The 14,267-nt window shown below is 44.0% G+C and carries 17 protein-coding genes; 6 read left to right on the top strand and 11 right to left on the bottom strand.

Annotated elements, in window-relative coordinates; all coding sequences use genetic code 11:
* The first annotated feature begins 49 nt into the window (after positions 1-49).
* Positions 50-418: an acyl-CoA thioesterase gene (locus F975_RS13145; RefSeq protein WP_171063187.1), complete on the top strand. Its 369-nt coding sequence runs from the start codon at positions 50-52 to the stop codon at positions 416-418.
* 59 nt (positions 419-477) lie between these two features.
* Here the strand turns inward: F975_RS13145 and F975_RS13140 are convergent, their stop codons facing one another.
* Positions 478-966 (bottom strand): YajQ family cyclic di-GMP-binding protein, encoded by a 489-nt coding sequence (locus F975_RS13140; RefSeq protein ID WP_004754120.1) that lies wholly within the window; start codon positions 964-966, stop codon positions 478-480.
* A 90-nt stretch (positions 967-1,056) separates the two neighbouring features.
* Between F975_RS13140 and F975_RS13135 the strand changes: the two genes are divergently transcribed.
* Positions 1,057-1,368, top strand: a complete 312-nt coding sequence (locus tag F975_RS13135; protein ID WP_004754119.1) for a rhodanese-like domain-containing protein — start codon at positions 1,057-1,059, stop codon at positions 1,366-1,368.
* A 62-nt stretch (positions 1,369-1,430) separates the two neighbouring features.
* Here the strand turns inward: F975_RS13135 and mnmC are convergent, their stop codons facing one another.
* The 4 genes from mnmC to F975_RS13115 are packed head-to-tail and all read right to left on the bottom strand — an operon-like array spanning position 1,431 to position 4,764.
* Entirely contained in the window at positions 1,431-3,311 is a 1,881-nt protein-coding gene (mnmC, locus tag F975_RS13130; protein ID WP_004754118.1) for a bifunctional tRNA (5-methylaminomethyl-2-thiouridine)(34)-methyltransferase MnmC2/FAD-dependent 5-carboxymethylaminomethyl-2-thiouridine(34) oxidoreductase MnmC1, read from the bottom strand.
* 17 nt (positions 3,312-3,328) lie between these two features.
* The gene (locus F975_RS13125) at positions 3,329-3,829 is read right to left on the bottom strand and encodes an SH3 domain-containing protein (protein ID WP_004754117.1); all 501 of its coding nucleotides are present in this window, start codon (positions 3,827-3,829) and stop codon (positions 3,329-3,331) included.
* Positions 3,830-3,833: 4 nt separating this feature from the next.
* On the bottom strand, positions 3,834-4,136 hold the full coding sequence (locus tag F975_RS13120; RefSeq protein ID WP_004754116.1) for a YciI family protein: 303 nt from the start codon (positions 4,134-4,136) through the stop codon (positions 3,834-3,836).
* 13 nt (positions 4,137-4,149) lie between these two features.
* Positions 4,150-4,764, bottom strand: a complete 615-nt coding sequence (locus F975_RS13115; protein WP_004754114.1) for a septation protein IspZ — start codon at positions 4,762-4,764, stop codon at positions 4,150-4,152.
* A gap of 44 nt (positions 4,765-4,808) precedes the next feature.
* On the opposite strand from F975_RS13115, the gene F975_RS13110 reads away from it, so the two are divergent.
* Positions 4,809-5,660, top strand: coding sequence for a PHP domain-containing protein (locus F975_RS13110; protein ID WP_004754112.1), 852 nt, complete (start codon positions 4,809-4,811; stop codon positions 5,658-5,660).
* Between the two features lie 38 nt (positions 5,661-5,698).
* On the top strand, positions 5,699-6,619 hold the full coding sequence (locus F975_RS13105) for a LysR family transcriptional regulator (protein WP_004754110.1): 921 nt from the start codon (positions 5,699-5,701) through the stop codon (positions 6,617-6,619).
* Here F975_RS13105 and F975_RS13100 read toward each other — a convergent pair.
* The 4 genes from F975_RS13100 to radC form a co-directional block, all read right to left on the bottom strand.
* Complete coding sequence (locus tag F975_RS13100) at positions 6,576-7,181, bottom strand: LysE family translocator (RefSeq protein WP_004754108.1); 606 nt, start codon at positions 7,179-7,181, stop codon at positions 6,576-6,578. The two genes, F975_RS13105 and F975_RS13100, sit on opposite strands and share 44 nt — an antisense overlap.
* Before the next feature lie 130 nt (positions 7,182-7,311).
* Entirely contained in the window at positions 7,312-7,935 is a 624-nt protein-coding gene (locus F975_RS13095) for a glutathione S-transferase family protein (RefSeq protein WP_004754105.1), read from the bottom strand.
* 62 nt (positions 7,936-7,997) lie between these two features.
* Complete coding sequence (locus F975_RS13090) at positions 7,998-8,909, bottom strand: bestrophin family protein (RefSeq protein ID WP_004754103.1); 912 nt, start codon at positions 8,907-8,909, stop codon at positions 7,998-8,000.
* Between the two features lie 10 nt (positions 8,910-8,919).
* Positions 8,920-9,669, bottom strand: a complete 750-nt coding sequence (radC, locus tag F975_RS13085; protein WP_004754101.1) for a RadC family protein — start codon at positions 9,667-9,669, stop codon at positions 8,920-8,922.
* 63 nt (positions 9,670-9,732) lie between these two features.
* Between radC and coaBC the strand changes: the two genes are divergently transcribed.
* A complete protein-coding gene (gene coaBC, locus F975_RS13080; protein WP_004754100.1) occupies positions 9,733-10,983 on the top strand; it encodes a bifunctional phosphopantothenoylcysteine decarboxylase/phosphopantothenate--cysteine ligase CoaBC in 1,251 nt (416 codons plus the stop codon).
* 74 nt (positions 10,984-11,057) lie between these two features.
* Here coaBC and F975_RS13075 read toward each other — a convergent pair whose 3' ends face one another.
* Both F975_RS13075 and F975_RS13070 read right to left on the bottom strand, forming a co-directional pair.
* Positions 11,058-12,359 carry an MATE family efflux transporter gene (locus F975_RS13075; protein ID WP_051064838.1) on the bottom strand — a complete coding sequence of 434 codons (1,302 nt, stop codon included), beginning with the start codon at positions 12,357-12,359 and terminating at the stop codon, positions 11,058-11,060.
* A 69-nt stretch (positions 12,360-12,428) separates the two neighbouring features.
* A complete protein-coding gene (locus tag F975_RS13070; protein WP_004754096.1) occupies positions 12,429-12,887 on the bottom strand; it encodes a DMT family transporter in 459 nt (152 codons plus the stop codon).
* Positions 12,888-13,015: 128 nt separating this feature from the next.
* Here F975_RS13070 and hemW point away from each other — a divergent pair, with 128 nt between their 5' ends.
* Positions 13,016-14,170, top strand: a complete 1,155-nt coding sequence (gene hemW, locus F975_RS13065; RefSeq protein WP_004754094.1) for a radical SAM family heme chaperone HemW — start codon at positions 13,016-13,018, stop codon at positions 14,168-14,170.
* Positions 14,171-14,267 lie beyond the last annotated feature (97 nt).

Raw genomic sequence — 14,267 nt, 5'->3', positions numbered from 1 at the left:
AAATTCAAACATAAAACCAGAAGGGATATTGTCATTACAAACCATTGCTATGCCAGCAGATACTAACTGGAGTGGTGATGTTTTTGGCGGCTGGATTGTTTCGCAGATGGATTTGGCGGGAGCAATTCATGCCGAGCGTTTTAGTAAAGGACGTTGTGCTACGATTTCTATTCATGAAATGACTTTTCTCGTGCCTGTGAAGGTCGGTGATGTCGTAAGCTGTTATACCAAGATTCTCAAGGTTGGTAATACCTCAATTCAGATGCAAATCGAAGTTTGGGACAGCCATGATAGCTCACGTGAACCGAAACGCATTACCCAAGGGTTATTTACCTTTGTTGCAGTCGATGAAGAAGGGCATAAGCGCCAGATTCCAGAAGAAGCCAAACAGAAATTTTTAAGTCAGACAAAAGCTTAAATATGAGATGTTAAAAATCCCCGTAAAATGAACTACGGGGATTTTTTATACAACAAGGTTTAATCTTTAAAGTTGTTGAACTGCAAAGGTAGACCAAACTGTTGTTCGCGAAGGTAGTTCATTACTTGTTGTAATGTATCGCGCTTTTTATCAGTCACACGAATTTTATCGCCCTGAATTGAAGACTGCGCTTTAATACCGCTCTCTTTAATAGATTTATTAATTTTTTTCGCAGTATCTGAATCTAGCCCATCTTTGAGCTTGATCACCTGTACAACGTTTTTGCCAGAGGCTGCGGCTTTTTGTGGGTCAAGTGCCTGAACATCAATTTTACGTTTGTAAAAGTGGTTTTCGAGCATGCTATAGACCTGTTCACATTGGAAATCACTTTCAGTCGAAATTTTAATTTCTTTTGATTTTTCATTGAGTTCAATGGAAACATCCTGACCACGAAAATCAAAACGTGTTGCAATCTCTTTTTGTGTATTTTGTACAGCATGATTGACTTCAAATAGCTCAAGTTCAGATACAATATCAAATGATGGCATGTTGAGACCTTTACAAATGGATGAAATATTTGAGATGCTAAGAGGGTTTTCTTCATTTGCCAAGTGTTGTTTATATCAAAGGAGTGCGCAATGATCCGTAAACAAGAAATTACAACATTTGAGTTCCCAGAAGACGCGGTCATTTGGGATGTTCGTGATGCTGCTGCCTATGCAGAAGGTCATATCAAAGGGGCAATCAATCAGCCTATTAATGACTTGAATATCAGCTGCTTAACTCAAGTGGGTGCGGGTCAGCCAATTTATATTCTTTGTGGCGGCGGCAGTAAAGCCCCACGTGCAGCTGAAAAACTGGAGGGTTTTGATAGCGGTCGTGAATATGTGATCCTGATGGGTGGAACACGTGCAGCAAAAGAGGCGGGTCTACCAATCGAACAAAATTAAAGCAAATAAAAACCGCACCTTAGCTAAAGGTGCGGTTTAAAGAAAAATAATCATAATAAATTTTACAATTCTTTTTTCTCGTCGGTTTTCACTTCTTTCACAAAATAGGGCTTTTTGACCTTCAATTTTTTCTGAAAGCGTTGTAGCTGTAATTTTTGACGTAAAGTCATTGGTACAGGACAAGCCTCTCCAAGAATCTCAGCTGCTAAAATCTCAGCACACAACGGTGCATATAAAAAGCCTTTTGAACCTAATCCTGCAAAGCTATACACTTCACGTTCAGCATTTGGTTTACCTAGCAATGGAAAATAATCCTGACTTTGTGCACGTAACGAGGCACGTCCTTGCCAAGAGTTGATCGCTGGTAGCATTGCGGCATATTCTGGGCTGAGCTGCTGCAATAATTCCAGATTATGCTGATGGTCAGCTTCAAGAACATCAACATCATCCCGCTGTGGATGAAACGATGCGCCTAGAATCAGTTCTTGCGCATTGAGCTGCATACAATAACCACCATAGCTATACGCTTGATCTGTCGCTAAAGGTTGCGCTGCATTGTTAACCCAGCTGACTTGCCCACGAATTGGTTTTAGTCCAGGGTAGTTTTCAAAGAACTGGGCATTATCTAGCGCACAGCACACAATCACGTGATCTGCTTCAAGCAATACAGAGAGCTGTTGATCCAGCAACTGAACTGGTGTGTTATGACTCAATGCTGTGATGTGCTGTGGATGAAAATGAATATTCTTATGTGCCAAAATCTCATCGCGCAGTTGATGCGGGGACACGGCACCTGCCTGAGTTAAAGTAATCCCTGAGAACACGCTGTTCAATTCAGGATGCGTTTGTGCTGTCAGTAAACCTTCAGGATATTGGTCAGGCAGTTTTGCCAGCTCACCATTGGCTTTGAGATCAAACTGGCTGACCTGTAACGGGCGAAAGGCTTGAAATTGCGGATAATGCCGTAGGGCATATTGCCAGCTCACCAACATCAGATGTTCATGGCTTTGTTGAATCGGACAAAGCTTTGGATTGAGCAAGGCTAAAGGATTACCTGAGCCGCCTGAGAGTGGACCATTACCATCAAACAGATGTACCTTGTGACCGCGCTGTGCAAAAGCCCATGCCGTAGATAAGCCTGCAATCCCCGCGCCTAAGACTGCAATGGTCTTTTGAGTCGGTTTGGGTTGTGGCTGTTGCGAAGTCTGTTCTTCGGCGGCCCAAATGCCTTTGAGCATTTCCCGTTTGTGCATAAAACCGCGTGGACGAGAGATCTGTATGCCATGCTGTTTTAAGCCACGTTTGAGGATACCTGCAACACTAAACGAGGCAAAAGTTGTACCGACATCTGACAGCCGGATAATTTGATCCAGTACATTTTGCTGCCACAGTTCAGGATTGCATGAAGGTGCAAAGCCATCTAAAAACCAAGCATTGACCTGACAGGTTTTCGGCATAATCGGAAACACGTCTTCGGCATCGCCGAGCCATAAATCGAGGCTAAAGCGTTCTTCTGGAAAATTAAGGTGATGACAGCCTGAAATCGGTAGGGGATATTGGGCAAGTAGCTGCTCAGCCAAAGGACGTAGCTCTTCCCATGCATTGAGCGCTCGAATCAAGTCAGTTTTGGATAGTGGAAATTTTTCGACACTGATGGCATGCAAATGGCTGTGATTATTGGGGCGTACTTGCTGCCACAGTTGCCACAAGGCCAGAATATTTAAACCTGTACCAAAACCTGTTTCACCGACACAAAAATATGCATAGTCATCAAGCTGTGACAGACGTTCAGTTAAATCATTGCCATTGAGAAAAACGTGGCGAGTTTCGAGTAAGCCATTGTCTTTGGAAAAATAGACATCGCCAAATTGTTTGGAAATGGGTACATCAATGCCATCGACCTGCTGCCAATCCAGCTCAGCCGTTTCAATTGCACTAAACATGCAAAATTACCTCAGATTTACCACTGGCGACGACGTTTGGTATGAATATAACTTGCGAGCAGAAAGCCGATTAATACCCCAACGCCCATGGTCGCTGCACCATACATAAAGATTTGAGCACTACGTTCACTTTGTAACACCTGAACCTGTACATTTAAATTGTCATTTTTAAGCTGGAGGGCTTGGTTTTGTGCTAATGCATCCAGATTAGCTTTTTCCAATTGCTGCATACGCGTCGATTGGTTTTTGACTAATGCTTTAATGCGAGCATCTTCTTCGGCTTTTTTCTGGGCAATTTGTGCAGGTGTCAGCTCCATAATTGGGGCAGGCTGATTGAGTTTGGCAGCCGCAGGTTTAGCTGCGGGCTGTGCGAGTGTAGCAGGTTTTTGTGTTGTCGGTGGGGCTGTTGCTGTTGTACCCGTGGGTGCAGCAGCTTGCGGCTGAGTTGCTGTTTCAACAGCCCATGCTGAAGAACTAAGCAGAAGCAAGCTGAGTAAGCTTGGTACAACAACACGCATGATTTTATCCTTTTGGGAAAACTTGAATGAAAGGTTTAACGTCAACCTGACTATAAACCCCTGCTTTGAGATAAGGTTCTTCTTTCAGCCAGTCGTCGAGATCTTCACGAGAATCAAAATCAACGATCAGGGTGCTGCCATAAAATCCCGCTTGTGGATTACCTGGCTGTTTGGGCATAGGGCCCGCAAGAATCAGACGACCTTCAGCATTGAGCTGTTCAAGGCGAGCCAGATGTGCAGGACGGGATGCAATACGTTGTTCAAGAGTACCTTCATGGTCGGTACAGGATACTACAAATAAAGCCATAATCTTCTCTGATTTACTCTTCTGGAGATTTGAAATGTTTTCGTAATACGACAAACTGGATAATGATAAAAGAAAACATCACGATCATGTCACCAAATGCAGTAAATTCTCCCCAATATTTGCCATGTGCAAATAAAAATGCGAAGAACACATGTAAACCTGACATCACCACAAACATTGCTGCCCATGCATAATTGAGTTTTTTCCATGCCGATGAGGTCAGTTCAAGGATCGGGCCGAACATGCGCTGAATCAGGGTATTACGATCTTTGGTAAAAAATGGAGAGAGTGCAAATGCACCTGCAAAGACCAGATTTAAAAGTGCGGCTTTGAGACGAATATAAAAATCATCGCTCAAGAGTAAGGTGACGCCCCCAAAAATCACCGTCATAAACAGCACGATCCATTGTTGTTTATCTAAACGGAATTTTTGGAAAACAAATAATGCACCGTAAACCACTAACATGGAAATAATCAGACCTGTGGTTGCTGCCAGAATATTATTATTGTCGATCCCGCCTGGTGAACCAATCAAAGTGAGTAAAGGATGATGTTTGTCGGTCGGATCAACAGTCTTATATAAGTAAAAGAAAATAATGAGCGGCACAAAGTCTAAAAGTGCTTTCATGTTAGAGTATCTAATCCAGTTTCAAGAATGGCATAGTATAAAATATGCAGGTGATAGATTTACATACACATAGCAACATTTCTGATGGGACTTTGTCACCAGAAGCGCTTTTGGCACTGGCTGCCGAACGTAATATTGATGTGCTTGCCTTAACTGATCATGATTCGATGCAGGGAATTGAACGGGCAAGACAAGCGGCTGAGCAATATGGCATCTCGTTAATTTCGGGTGTGGAAATTTCCAGCCAGTGGTCACGTCCTGCCACCAAGAAAAGCTATAGTGTGCATATTATCGCGCTGAATATGCAAAATCCTGAACCTTTAGAATATGTTTTAGAACTGCAGCAGAAAATTCGGGCTGAACGTGCCCAGCGTATTTGCGAAAAATTGCAGCAATTGGTCAAAATTGATTTATATCCTGAAATTTTACTGGAAGTTGAGCAACAGCCTGATCGGATTACCCGCAGCCATATTGCCAAAGCCTTACTCAAAAATGGTGTGGTCAGCCGTTTGCAGCAAGCTTTTGACCGCTTCTTAAAAGAAGGTAAACCTGCGTATGTCAAGTTTGATGGTTTGAGTATTCAAGATACCGTACAGTCGATTCATGAAGCACAGGGTTTTGCGATACTGGCTCATCCGACCCGTTATGATTTGTCTGCGACCAATACTCGATATTTGATTGATTTATTTGCCCAGAGTGCAGGAGATGCCGTTGAACTTGCACCTGAAATAGACTCACTGTCGACTCGGCAAATGGTTGATCGCATGATTGCGCAAAACAATTTAAAGGTCTCTATCGGTAGTGATTTTCATGGTGAACATATGCCATGGCTCAAGCTTGGACAAGCACCACGTCCAAGACCTGAACAGGTGGGGATTTGGGAGAGTTTTCGTTAAATCTGGACCTATGGTTTTCAACGAATTAGACAAAAACAATGATTGAAGATATTCGTTATTTAATTATTTTTGCCAAGATTGCAGAATTTGGCTCGATTTCAAAAGCAGCAAAAGTTCTGGGTTTATCGAGTGCTACACTCAGTCAGCATTTGCATAAACTCGAAAAAAATTTAGCGTGTGCATTATTCTACCGCAATACGCGAAATATGACCTTAACCCATGATGGTGAACGACTGTTAGAAACAGCAAAGTCAATCTTGGAGCTGTATGAAACAGGAATGAGCGAGTTTAAGCAGCGCTCACTTATGACCAAGCAGAAGTTACACATCTCGATTCCTGCCGTGTTTATTCACGGACAATTTATGCGATATGTCATGGCATTTGCTGAACAGTATTCCGATTTAAACTTACAGATTACCTGTGATGATCAGCGTAGCGATATTATTGAAGAAAATATTGATGTCGCATTTCGGATAGGTGAATTACCGAGTAGTGCATTTAAAGCCAAATATCTGTTTGGATTGCCACGCCGTATTGTGGCGACGCAAAAATTTATCGACCAATATCCACCTGTTCAACAGCCAGATGACTTGCAACAGATGCGATGGATTGGTTTGAGTATGCGCCCTAATTCGAGAAGGCTTCAGCATGGTATGACGGGTGAAGAAGTTGAAATTTGCTATCAGCCACAAGTTTATGTCAATAACGTGGAGGCGTCATATGCATTGGTTAAACTACATGCAGGGCTTGCTGCACCACCTGATGAATTAACACAAGCAGATCGACAAACAGGACAAGTTGTCGAAGTCTTACCCGAGTGGAGATTGCCACCACTCAGTGTGTATGCGGTTTGGCATGCAAATGTTCCTATCAGCGGTATTGCTTATACCTTGATTCAATATGTTTATCGAGCATTTAATCCTTCAGTAGCTGAAGCAGCATCGAGAGAGCCACAATAATCAAAGCTCCGCCCATGATGACATTTAACATGCCTATGCGTGTGGGGTGCGTGACAATATGAGCCAGTTTTTGCCCGAACATTCCCCATAGTAGTAAACAACCGTAACACACTAAAAAATACAGACTAATAAAAATGATTAATGGCGCAGAGCGATCTGGGACAGAAAAAAGTGTGACCCCTGAGGCACATGCAATCCACGCTTTAGGGTTAAGCCATTGCAACAGAAAACCATGATAAAACTTAGGTGCTGAATGTGGGTGAGTGATTTGAATCTGTGCGGATGAGCTTAAAATTTTGTAGCCTGTATAACCAATAAATAGCGCTCCCACCACTGCTAAGCCCTTAAACGTAAACGGATAAAGTATGAGGAGTTTGGAAAAGCCAAACCCCATCAAAATCAGCAGCAATGTAAATCCGATGGTTGCTCCTGAAATGAAAGGCAACGTTTTTTTCACCCCGTAAATCAGACTGGATGAAAGAATGGTGATATTTATAGGGCCAGGTGAAATGGACATGCTGAACGAGAAAATCAGCATACTGAACAGGATGGTGGCTTGCATGGCGATCTTAATTTTAAGGAGAAAGATCAAGCATACAAAGCCACTCAAAAATGATTAGGGGCAATTCATCAAAAACAGATTTAGATTTTTTAAAGATTGAGATGAAAAGTACAGGTTACAGATGTTTCAATTAATTTTGCCCATTATTGCCCCAGCGCAGATAGGCTTCACGCTGACTGAGTAATTCATAATAACGCTTCACCTGTGGGTAATCTGGTTTGTCAAAAGGAGTTAAGTACCAACGCTGTACCGATAACCCAATTACAATATCGGCTAAAGAAAAATGTTCGCCTGTGATATAGGCCCCTGTTTTTTCCAGTTGTTGCTCAACTATCTTCATCATTTTGCTCCATGCCTGAATGCTTTTTTCCACCAGCTTTGGATCTTGATGTTCAGGCGAATGACGAAACAAATTCATCAGGGCATACGTCCAGCTGTTATTCAGCTCAATGCCTTGCCAGTCAATCCATTGATCGATGATGGCACGTTGTTTGGCATTGGTTGGATAAAGATTTTGCCCCACATAAGCATTGGCTAAATAGCGAATAATTGAATTGGACTGCCAAAGTACAAAATCACCATCAATGATCACAGGAATGGTGGCATTAGGGTTGAGTTTGACAAACTCTGGTGCTTGAGGTGACTGAAAACCACGTCCCCAATCTTCACGTTCATAGGCAATATTTAATTCATCGCAGAGCCAAAGCACTTTGCGGACATTGATCGAGTCTGCCCGACCTAAAATTTTAATCACAGCATCATTCCTTGAGTGGTTATTGGAGTGAAAAAATGCTCATGTGAGCATTTAATGATTTTTTATAGCAAATTGTGATTGTCTACCTGAATCGGGGCAGGGATTGGCTTACCCAGTGAGCTCAGTAATTCACGCTCGATGAGGCGTACAATCGAATCTAGTGGTAAATCGTTGTCTTGAGTGCCAAACGGCTCCTCAAGTTCAGCGCTGAGCATATCGAGCCCCAAAAACAAATACGCCAGAATCCCGACAAATAGTGGTGTCCACAAGCCTAAAATTGACTCTAGACTAAAAGGCAGCAGAAAGCAGAAACAGTACACGGTACGGTTCAGCAACACTGAATAAGAAAAAGGTAAGGGGGTGCTGGCAATTCGGTCACAGCCTGCCTGAACATTGCCCATATCTACCACATGACTGTTGACTTGTTGATACAAAATATCGCTAATTTCGCCGTCTTTGAGTGCTTGCATCAGCTCCCACTGAATCAGCCCCAATGTATATTGTGGTGCGTTCAGATGCTGATTGAGCCGTTCCACAGCATGTTCATTTAAACGCCCTGTTTCAAGTAGTTGGGTCGGGTTGGCAGTTTGATGGCGCAAACGGTCACGTAGCATGTTGGCAAATACAATCACATGGTGAATCACCCGTTCGCGGCGTGCATGTGACAAGACGCGTGTATCGCGATCCATATGGCGGGCATTGGCAATCAGTGCACCCCAGAGCTTGCGACCTTCCCACCAACGGTCATAGCAGGCATTGTTACGAAAGCCCAAAAAGATCGACAGAATGACCCCAAAAATGGTAAAGCCAATCGCAGGGACTTGTGGCACATGCAGCATGCCATAATAGGTCAGTGTTGCAGTCACTGTTGAAGCCAGCATCACTACCGCTAAAGACGGTAGGACTTTGGGTAAAATCGTCCCTCTCCAAGAAAATAACAGGTTAAAAATATTACTTTTATCACGGATAATCATAAGGTTTCTATCACTTGTTCAGCTCTGAAGGAGAAGGCAAAAGCTGTTGCTCCGCGAAAGAGAATGAACCTGTTGGTGAAATAATGCAATGGTCAAGTAATTGGATTTCAAGCAGTTGGCAGGCGGTAGCAATCTGCTTTGTCAATTCATAATCGGCAGCTGAAGGCTGCGCCACACCAAAGGGATGGGTGTGGGCAATCACGATATGTACAGCGTGTTGAGAGATGGCATAGCGCAGCAGTTGATTGATGGAAATGCTGCAGTGTTGTAGTGAACCAAAGAATAATTTCTTAAAGTCGAGTTTATGTAATTCGGCATCCAGACACAGCACCGCAAACACTTCCTGTTTTTCACCTTGCAGTTCATAGCGTAAATAGTCCATGACCAAGGTCGATGAATCCAGTGCTTGGCGCAGTGACCGATAGCTCTGGCTCAAATAACGCCGTCCCAGTTCCTTGACTGCCATAAGCTGTGCGTATTTTGTTGGACCAATGCCGTGAAAATTGGATAAATCGTTCAGTGAAGCATCAAAAACAGGCGCAAGCCCTTCAAAATGCTGAATCAGAACACGGGCAAGCTCTACGGCAGAATATTGCTGTGAACCTGAGCGCAGAAAAATGGCCAGTAATTCGGCATCGGATAAACTGCTCGCGCCTTGGTTTAATAATCGTTCGCGTGGGCGTTCCTGTTCAGGCCATGATTTAATGCTAGATAAACTCATATTTTTTAATTCTAAATAAATCGTTGTTGTTTTTCCCATGACTTGGGATTCGTTATATTTAATGCTATTGTGAGCGCCACTGCAACACAAAGGTAGCCCCTCGTGAGCTTTGATGTAAGCGTAATTTCAAGCAAAAACATTCTGTTGGCTGTAACCGGCGGTATCGCTGCATACAAAAGCGCCATTCTGGTTCGCCGTCTAAAAGACTACGGTTTTAATGTCCGTGTGGTGATGACTCATGGCGCGCAAGCGTTTATTACCCCACTCACTTTTCAGGCACTTTCAGGCAATACGGTACATACCGAATTGCTCAATCCAGAAGCTGAAGCGGGAATGGGGCACATTGAACTGGCACGTTGGGCTGACCTGTTACTGGTTGCACCTGCTAGTTGTGACACGCTGGCCAAGTTTGCACATGGTCTAGCCGATGATCTGCTCAGCACCTTATATCTGGCAATCAAAGCGCCTGTCTGGGTTGCTCCTGCCATGAACCAGCAAATGTGGGCAGCCAAAGCCACCCAGCGTAATTTGCAGATGCTGGTTGAAGATGGTGTGCATGTGATTATGCCTGCGGCAGGGTCACAAGCCTGTGGTGATGTTGGTTTGGGACGTATGCCAGAACCTGAGTTTCTGGCAGAACAGGTCAAACTGTATTTTCATCAGACCCAGCGTGCAATTGCTGAAAAATTTGGTTTACTGGCAGGCAAACGTGTGATGATTACCGCAGGGCCAACCCGTGAAGCGATTGATCCTGTACGTTATATTTCTAACCACAGTACAGGTAAGATGGGTTTTGCTTTAGCCAGTGCCTGCTATGCTGCAGGGGCAAAAGTCACTTTAATTGCAGGCCCTGTGAACCTCGATACGCCAAATGGTGTGCAACGGGTGAATGTACATTCGGCTTTGGAAATGCTGGATCAAAGCTTGCAGCAGCTTGAATATGGCTGTGATATTTTTATTGCCACGGCTGCGGTGGCAGATTACCGTGTGGCGCAGGTTGCCGAGCATAAAATTAAAAAATCGGGCGATGAACTGGATGTTTCATTGATTAAAAATCCCGATATTGTCGCAACTATTGCTCAGCAGCAGAAACGCCCGTTTATGGTCGGTTTTGCCGCAGAAACCCGCAATGTTGAAGAATATGCCGCAGGCAAACTGGTGGCGAAAAAACTGGATATGATTGCCTGCAATGACGTGTCACGTAGCGACATTGGTTTTGCTTCCGATGAAAATGCCATGACGGTATTTTTTGCACAACAGCATGCGTTACCAAAACGTGACCTTGCCAAAGCCAGTAAGCAGGAAATCGCACAGCAGTTGGTTGAAGCGATTGCGGATGCTTTAGTGCATTAAGTTCCGACTTTCTCAAGCCATAAAAAAAACGCATCTGTCATGGATGCGGTTTTTTTATTTCTATGAAAATAAATTCATTCGGTTCGCGCTCTTAAACGCTGATTCATACGATATAACCGCCCAAGCAACAGCACACATGCCACCGCCAAACCTACAATCAGACTAATCCAGATGCCCTGTGGCCCCATGTGCTGATAGCGAATCCAGTAAATACTCAGCGGTAATGCCACCACCCAATAGGCCAGTAAAGTAATCCACATCGGGGCTTGGGTGTCCTGCATCCCCCGTAGACAGCCTGCGGCACTGACTTGCCATGCATCCATCATTTGATAGGCGATACAGAAAAACAGCAAATACACCGCCACCTGTGCCACGGCAGGGTCACTGGTATATAGCGCCGTAATCTGGTTGTGAAACAGGGCAATAAAACTCATGGTTAGACATGCTGTAGCTGTCGCTGTCATTAGCCCCAGTTTTTGCACTTTACGCATGCCTTCCCAGTTTTTCTCGCCATAATACGTGCCGACGCGAATGGTCAGGGCAATTGCCAGTGACATCGGGATCATAAACAGTTGTGACGTCACCGAAATTGCAACCTGATGCGCGGCAATAATGGTATCGCCGAGGGGGCTTAAAATAATTGCACCCGTTGAGAAAATGCTGACTTCAAAGAATACCGCCAAGCCAATGGGTACACCTAAGGCCAAAATACGTTTTGGGATGGCTTTGTCGAGAGTTTCCCAAACGCCGAAAATTTTATGAGTTTGATATTTTTTTGCTTTCCAAATATAAACCGCCAAAGTTGCCAGCATCAGCCATTGTAAAATCGTGGTAGCGAAACCACAGCCCGCACTGCCTAAATGTGGAATCGGGCCGATGCCATACATAAAAATATAGTCAAGCGGAACGAGAATCACCAGAGACAACAAACTAATCACGGTTACAGGGCGCGGATAGCCCAGTGCTTCAGAATAACAACGTAGTGTCGTGTATAAAGTGATCGCAGGCATACCAAAACCAACAGCATGTAAAAACAGGCTGGCTTTAGGCATCAAATCTAAAGGAACTTTAAATAACGGTAATAACAGCGGCATAAACTGGAGCAGTAACATGGCTAAAATGCCAAGTAGCCCTGCAACCCATAATGATTGGCGGACAATATGTGGAATCTGATGTTCTTGCCGAGCGCCCAGTGCTTCAGCAACCAAAGGCGTGGTTGCCAGTAAAATCCCTGTAAACATCAGCATGACAGGAATCCAGATCCCGACACCGACTGCAATCGCAGCTAAATCGCTGGCAGATAAATGCCCCGCCATAATGGTATCAATCAGCCCTAAACCCGCTTGGGCAAACTGGGTAATCAGAATCGGGATCATAAGACTAAACAGGCGTCTGAGTTCCACACCTGTCGAAGGAGTTTTTAGCACTGAAAATACTCAAATAAATTAGCGTTGTAGAGTAAGTAATACACCGACAAAAATTGCGACGGCTCCGCAAACACGTTGCCAAGAGATCGGGACACGTTCATTACCAAACCATGCAAAGTGATCCAGTAAGATTGACATACTAATTTGACCAAACAGTACCAAACCAGAAAAGGTCAAAAAGCCCAGTTTAGGGGCAGTATAAATGCTCATGCTGATGGCATAAACCCCCAAACAGCCACCAAACCACAAATACCACGGTAACAGACTCAAGGTCTGCCACTGCGGATAATTTTTGGTAAAAAATAGCACCAGTAACAATAACGTCAGTGTGCCAACACTAAACGAAATCAATGCGGCATGTAGCGCTGACTCTAAGTGTTCACGTAAGGCACTGTTGATGGCAGTTTGAATGGTCATGGCAATGCCAATGCCAAAGGCAAGCGGACACAACCATAACAGATGGACTGTAAGTTTCATGGTTGCTCCTTGCTGTTGTTATTTTCATTTCAGTGTAATTTTCATTTCAGTGTAGCATTGCCGAGCGGCTTTTATGCGTCAGACATGCTAAAATCCGCGATGGTTTTTTCTCATTTTAGGCTGAGTTCTTGAGCTTGTTTAATCCGCAAAATATTCCGTTGTCGCTTTACATTCATATGCCGTGGTGTGTGCGTAAATGTCCGTACTGTGATTTCAATTCACATGCTGTACCCGATGGTAAATTGTCACTGGATTTGGAACAGGAATATTTACAGGCATTGGTTGCAGATTTTGACACGCAGATTGAATGCGCACAGGGACGTGAGATTCAGAGCGTGTTTATTGGTGGCGGAACGCCGTCACTGATTTCAGCGGCAGGTTATCAGTGGTTATTTACTGAGTTAAAACAACGTCTGAATTTTGCTGCTGACTGTGAAATTACCTTGGAAGCCAATCCAGGCACACTGGAGCATCAACCTTTTGCCGATTATTTACAGGCAGGCATCAACCGTCTGTCGATTGGGGTACAAAGTTTTGACAATACGCATTTGCAGTGTTTAGGGCGTATTCATAGCGGGGACAATGCAGAAAAAGCCATTCAGCAGGCGAGAGCAGCAGGTTTTGAACGGGTCAATGTGGATCTGATGCACGGTTTGCCGCAACAAACCCTTGAGCAAGCCTTACTGGATTTACGCTTGGCGGTGGAATGTGGTGCAACGCATGTGTCTTGGTATCAGTTGACGATTGAACCGAATACCGTGTTTTTCCGTACCCAGCCATGTTTACCTGATGAAGATGTGTTACTTGAGATTCAACAGCAAGGCGAAGATTATTTAAAAGCCCAAGGCTTTATTAATTATGAAGTGTCCGCATGGCGTAAGGAATTACCTTCACGACATAATCTGAATTACTGGCAGTTTGGGGACTATCTGGCGATTGGGGCAGGTGCTCACGGTAAAGTGACTCAGCCCGATGGCATTTACCGTTTCCAAAAAAGCCGTTTACCTAAGGATTATCTCGCCAAAGTGCCTGCACCTGCATTGCAGTGGCAACGCATTGAAGCAGAAGAGTTGCCTTTTGAGTTTATGATGAATGCATTGCGTTTAAACGAAGGTGTTCCGAGTGAGTTTTACCAGCAGCGTACAGGGCTGCCATTTTCCAGTGTTGCAGCAAGCGTTGAAAAGTTACAGCAACAGCAGTTATTGGTCACAGATGCTGAACGACTGGCATGTACCGACAAAGGGCATTTATTTTTAAATAGCGTGCTGGAAGAGTTTTTATAAATTCTGCAATTCATCAGTATGGTGTTAAATATTTGATAAAAATAATCAATTGTCATGATCTGATGCTGATAAATTGATATGAGATCACTGCTGTTAT

It is taken from the genome of Acinetobacter brisouisimilis, from assembly GCF_000368265.1.
Classification (GTDB): Bacteria; Pseudomonadota; Gammaproteobacteria; order Pseudomonadales; family Moraxellaceae; genus Acinetobacter.
Note: the sequence above shows the minus strand (reverse complement) of the source record. Positions and strands in the feature narration are given on the sequence as shown.

What these genes read in the sequence shown, in the direction of transcription:
- F975_RS13145 (WP_171063187.1), top strand. Translation starts at nt 50, where the DNA reads ATGCCAGCAGATACTAACTGGAGTGGTGATGTTTTTGGCGGCTGGATT.
- F975_RS13140 (WP_004754120.1), bottom strand. Translation starts at nt 966, where the DNA reads ATGCCATCATTTGATATTGTATCTGAACTTGAGCTATTTGAAGTCAAT.
- F975_RS13135 (WP_004754119.1), top strand. Translation starts at nt 1,057, where the DNA reads ATGATCCGTAAACAAGAAATTACAACATTTGAGTTCCCAGAAGACGCG.
- mnmC (WP_004754118.1), bottom strand. Translation starts at nt 3,311, where the DNA reads ATGTTTAGTGCAATTGAAACGGCTGAGCTGGATTGGCAGCAGGTCGAT.
- F975_RS13125 (WP_004754117.1), bottom strand. Translation starts at nt 3,829, where the DNA reads ATGCGTGTTGTTGTACCAAGCTTACTCAGCTTGCTTCTGCTTAGTTCT.
- F975_RS13120 (WP_004754116.1), bottom strand. Translation starts at nt 4,136, where the DNA reads ATGGCTTTATTTGTAGTATCCTGTACCGACCATGAAGGTACTCTTGAA.
- F975_RS13115 (WP_004754114.1), bottom strand. Translation starts at nt 4,764, where the DNA reads ATGAAAGCACTTTTAGACTTTGTGCCGCTCATTATTTTCTTTTACTTA.
- F975_RS13110 (WP_004754112.1), top strand. Translation starts at nt 4,809, where the DNA reads ATGCAGGTGATAGATTTACATACACATAGCAACATTTCTGATGGGACT.
- F975_RS13105 (WP_004754110.1), top strand. Translation starts at nt 5,699, where the DNA reads ATGATTGAAGATATTCGTTATTTAATTATTTTTGCCAAGATTGCAGAA.
- F975_RS13100 (WP_004754108.1), bottom strand. Translation starts at nt 7,181, where the DNA reads ATGCAAGCCACCATCCTGTTCAGTATGCTGATTTTCTCGTTCAGCATG.
- F975_RS13090 (WP_004754103.1), bottom strand. Translation starts at nt 8,909, where the DNA reads ATGATTATCCGTGATAAAAGTAATATTTTTAACCTGTTATTTTCTTGG.
- radC (WP_004754101.1), bottom strand. Translation starts at nt 9,669, where the DNA reads ATGGGAAAAACAACAACGATTTATTTAGAATTAAAAAATATGAGTTTA.
- F975_RS13075 (WP_051064838.1), bottom strand. Translation starts at nt 12,359, where the DNA reads ATGATCCCGATTCTGATTACCCAGTTTGCCCAAGCGGGTTTAGGGCTG.
- F975_RS13070 (WP_004754096.1), bottom strand. Translation starts at nt 12,887, where the DNA reads ATGAAACTTACAGTCCATCTGTTATGGTTGTGTCCGCTTGCCTTTGGC.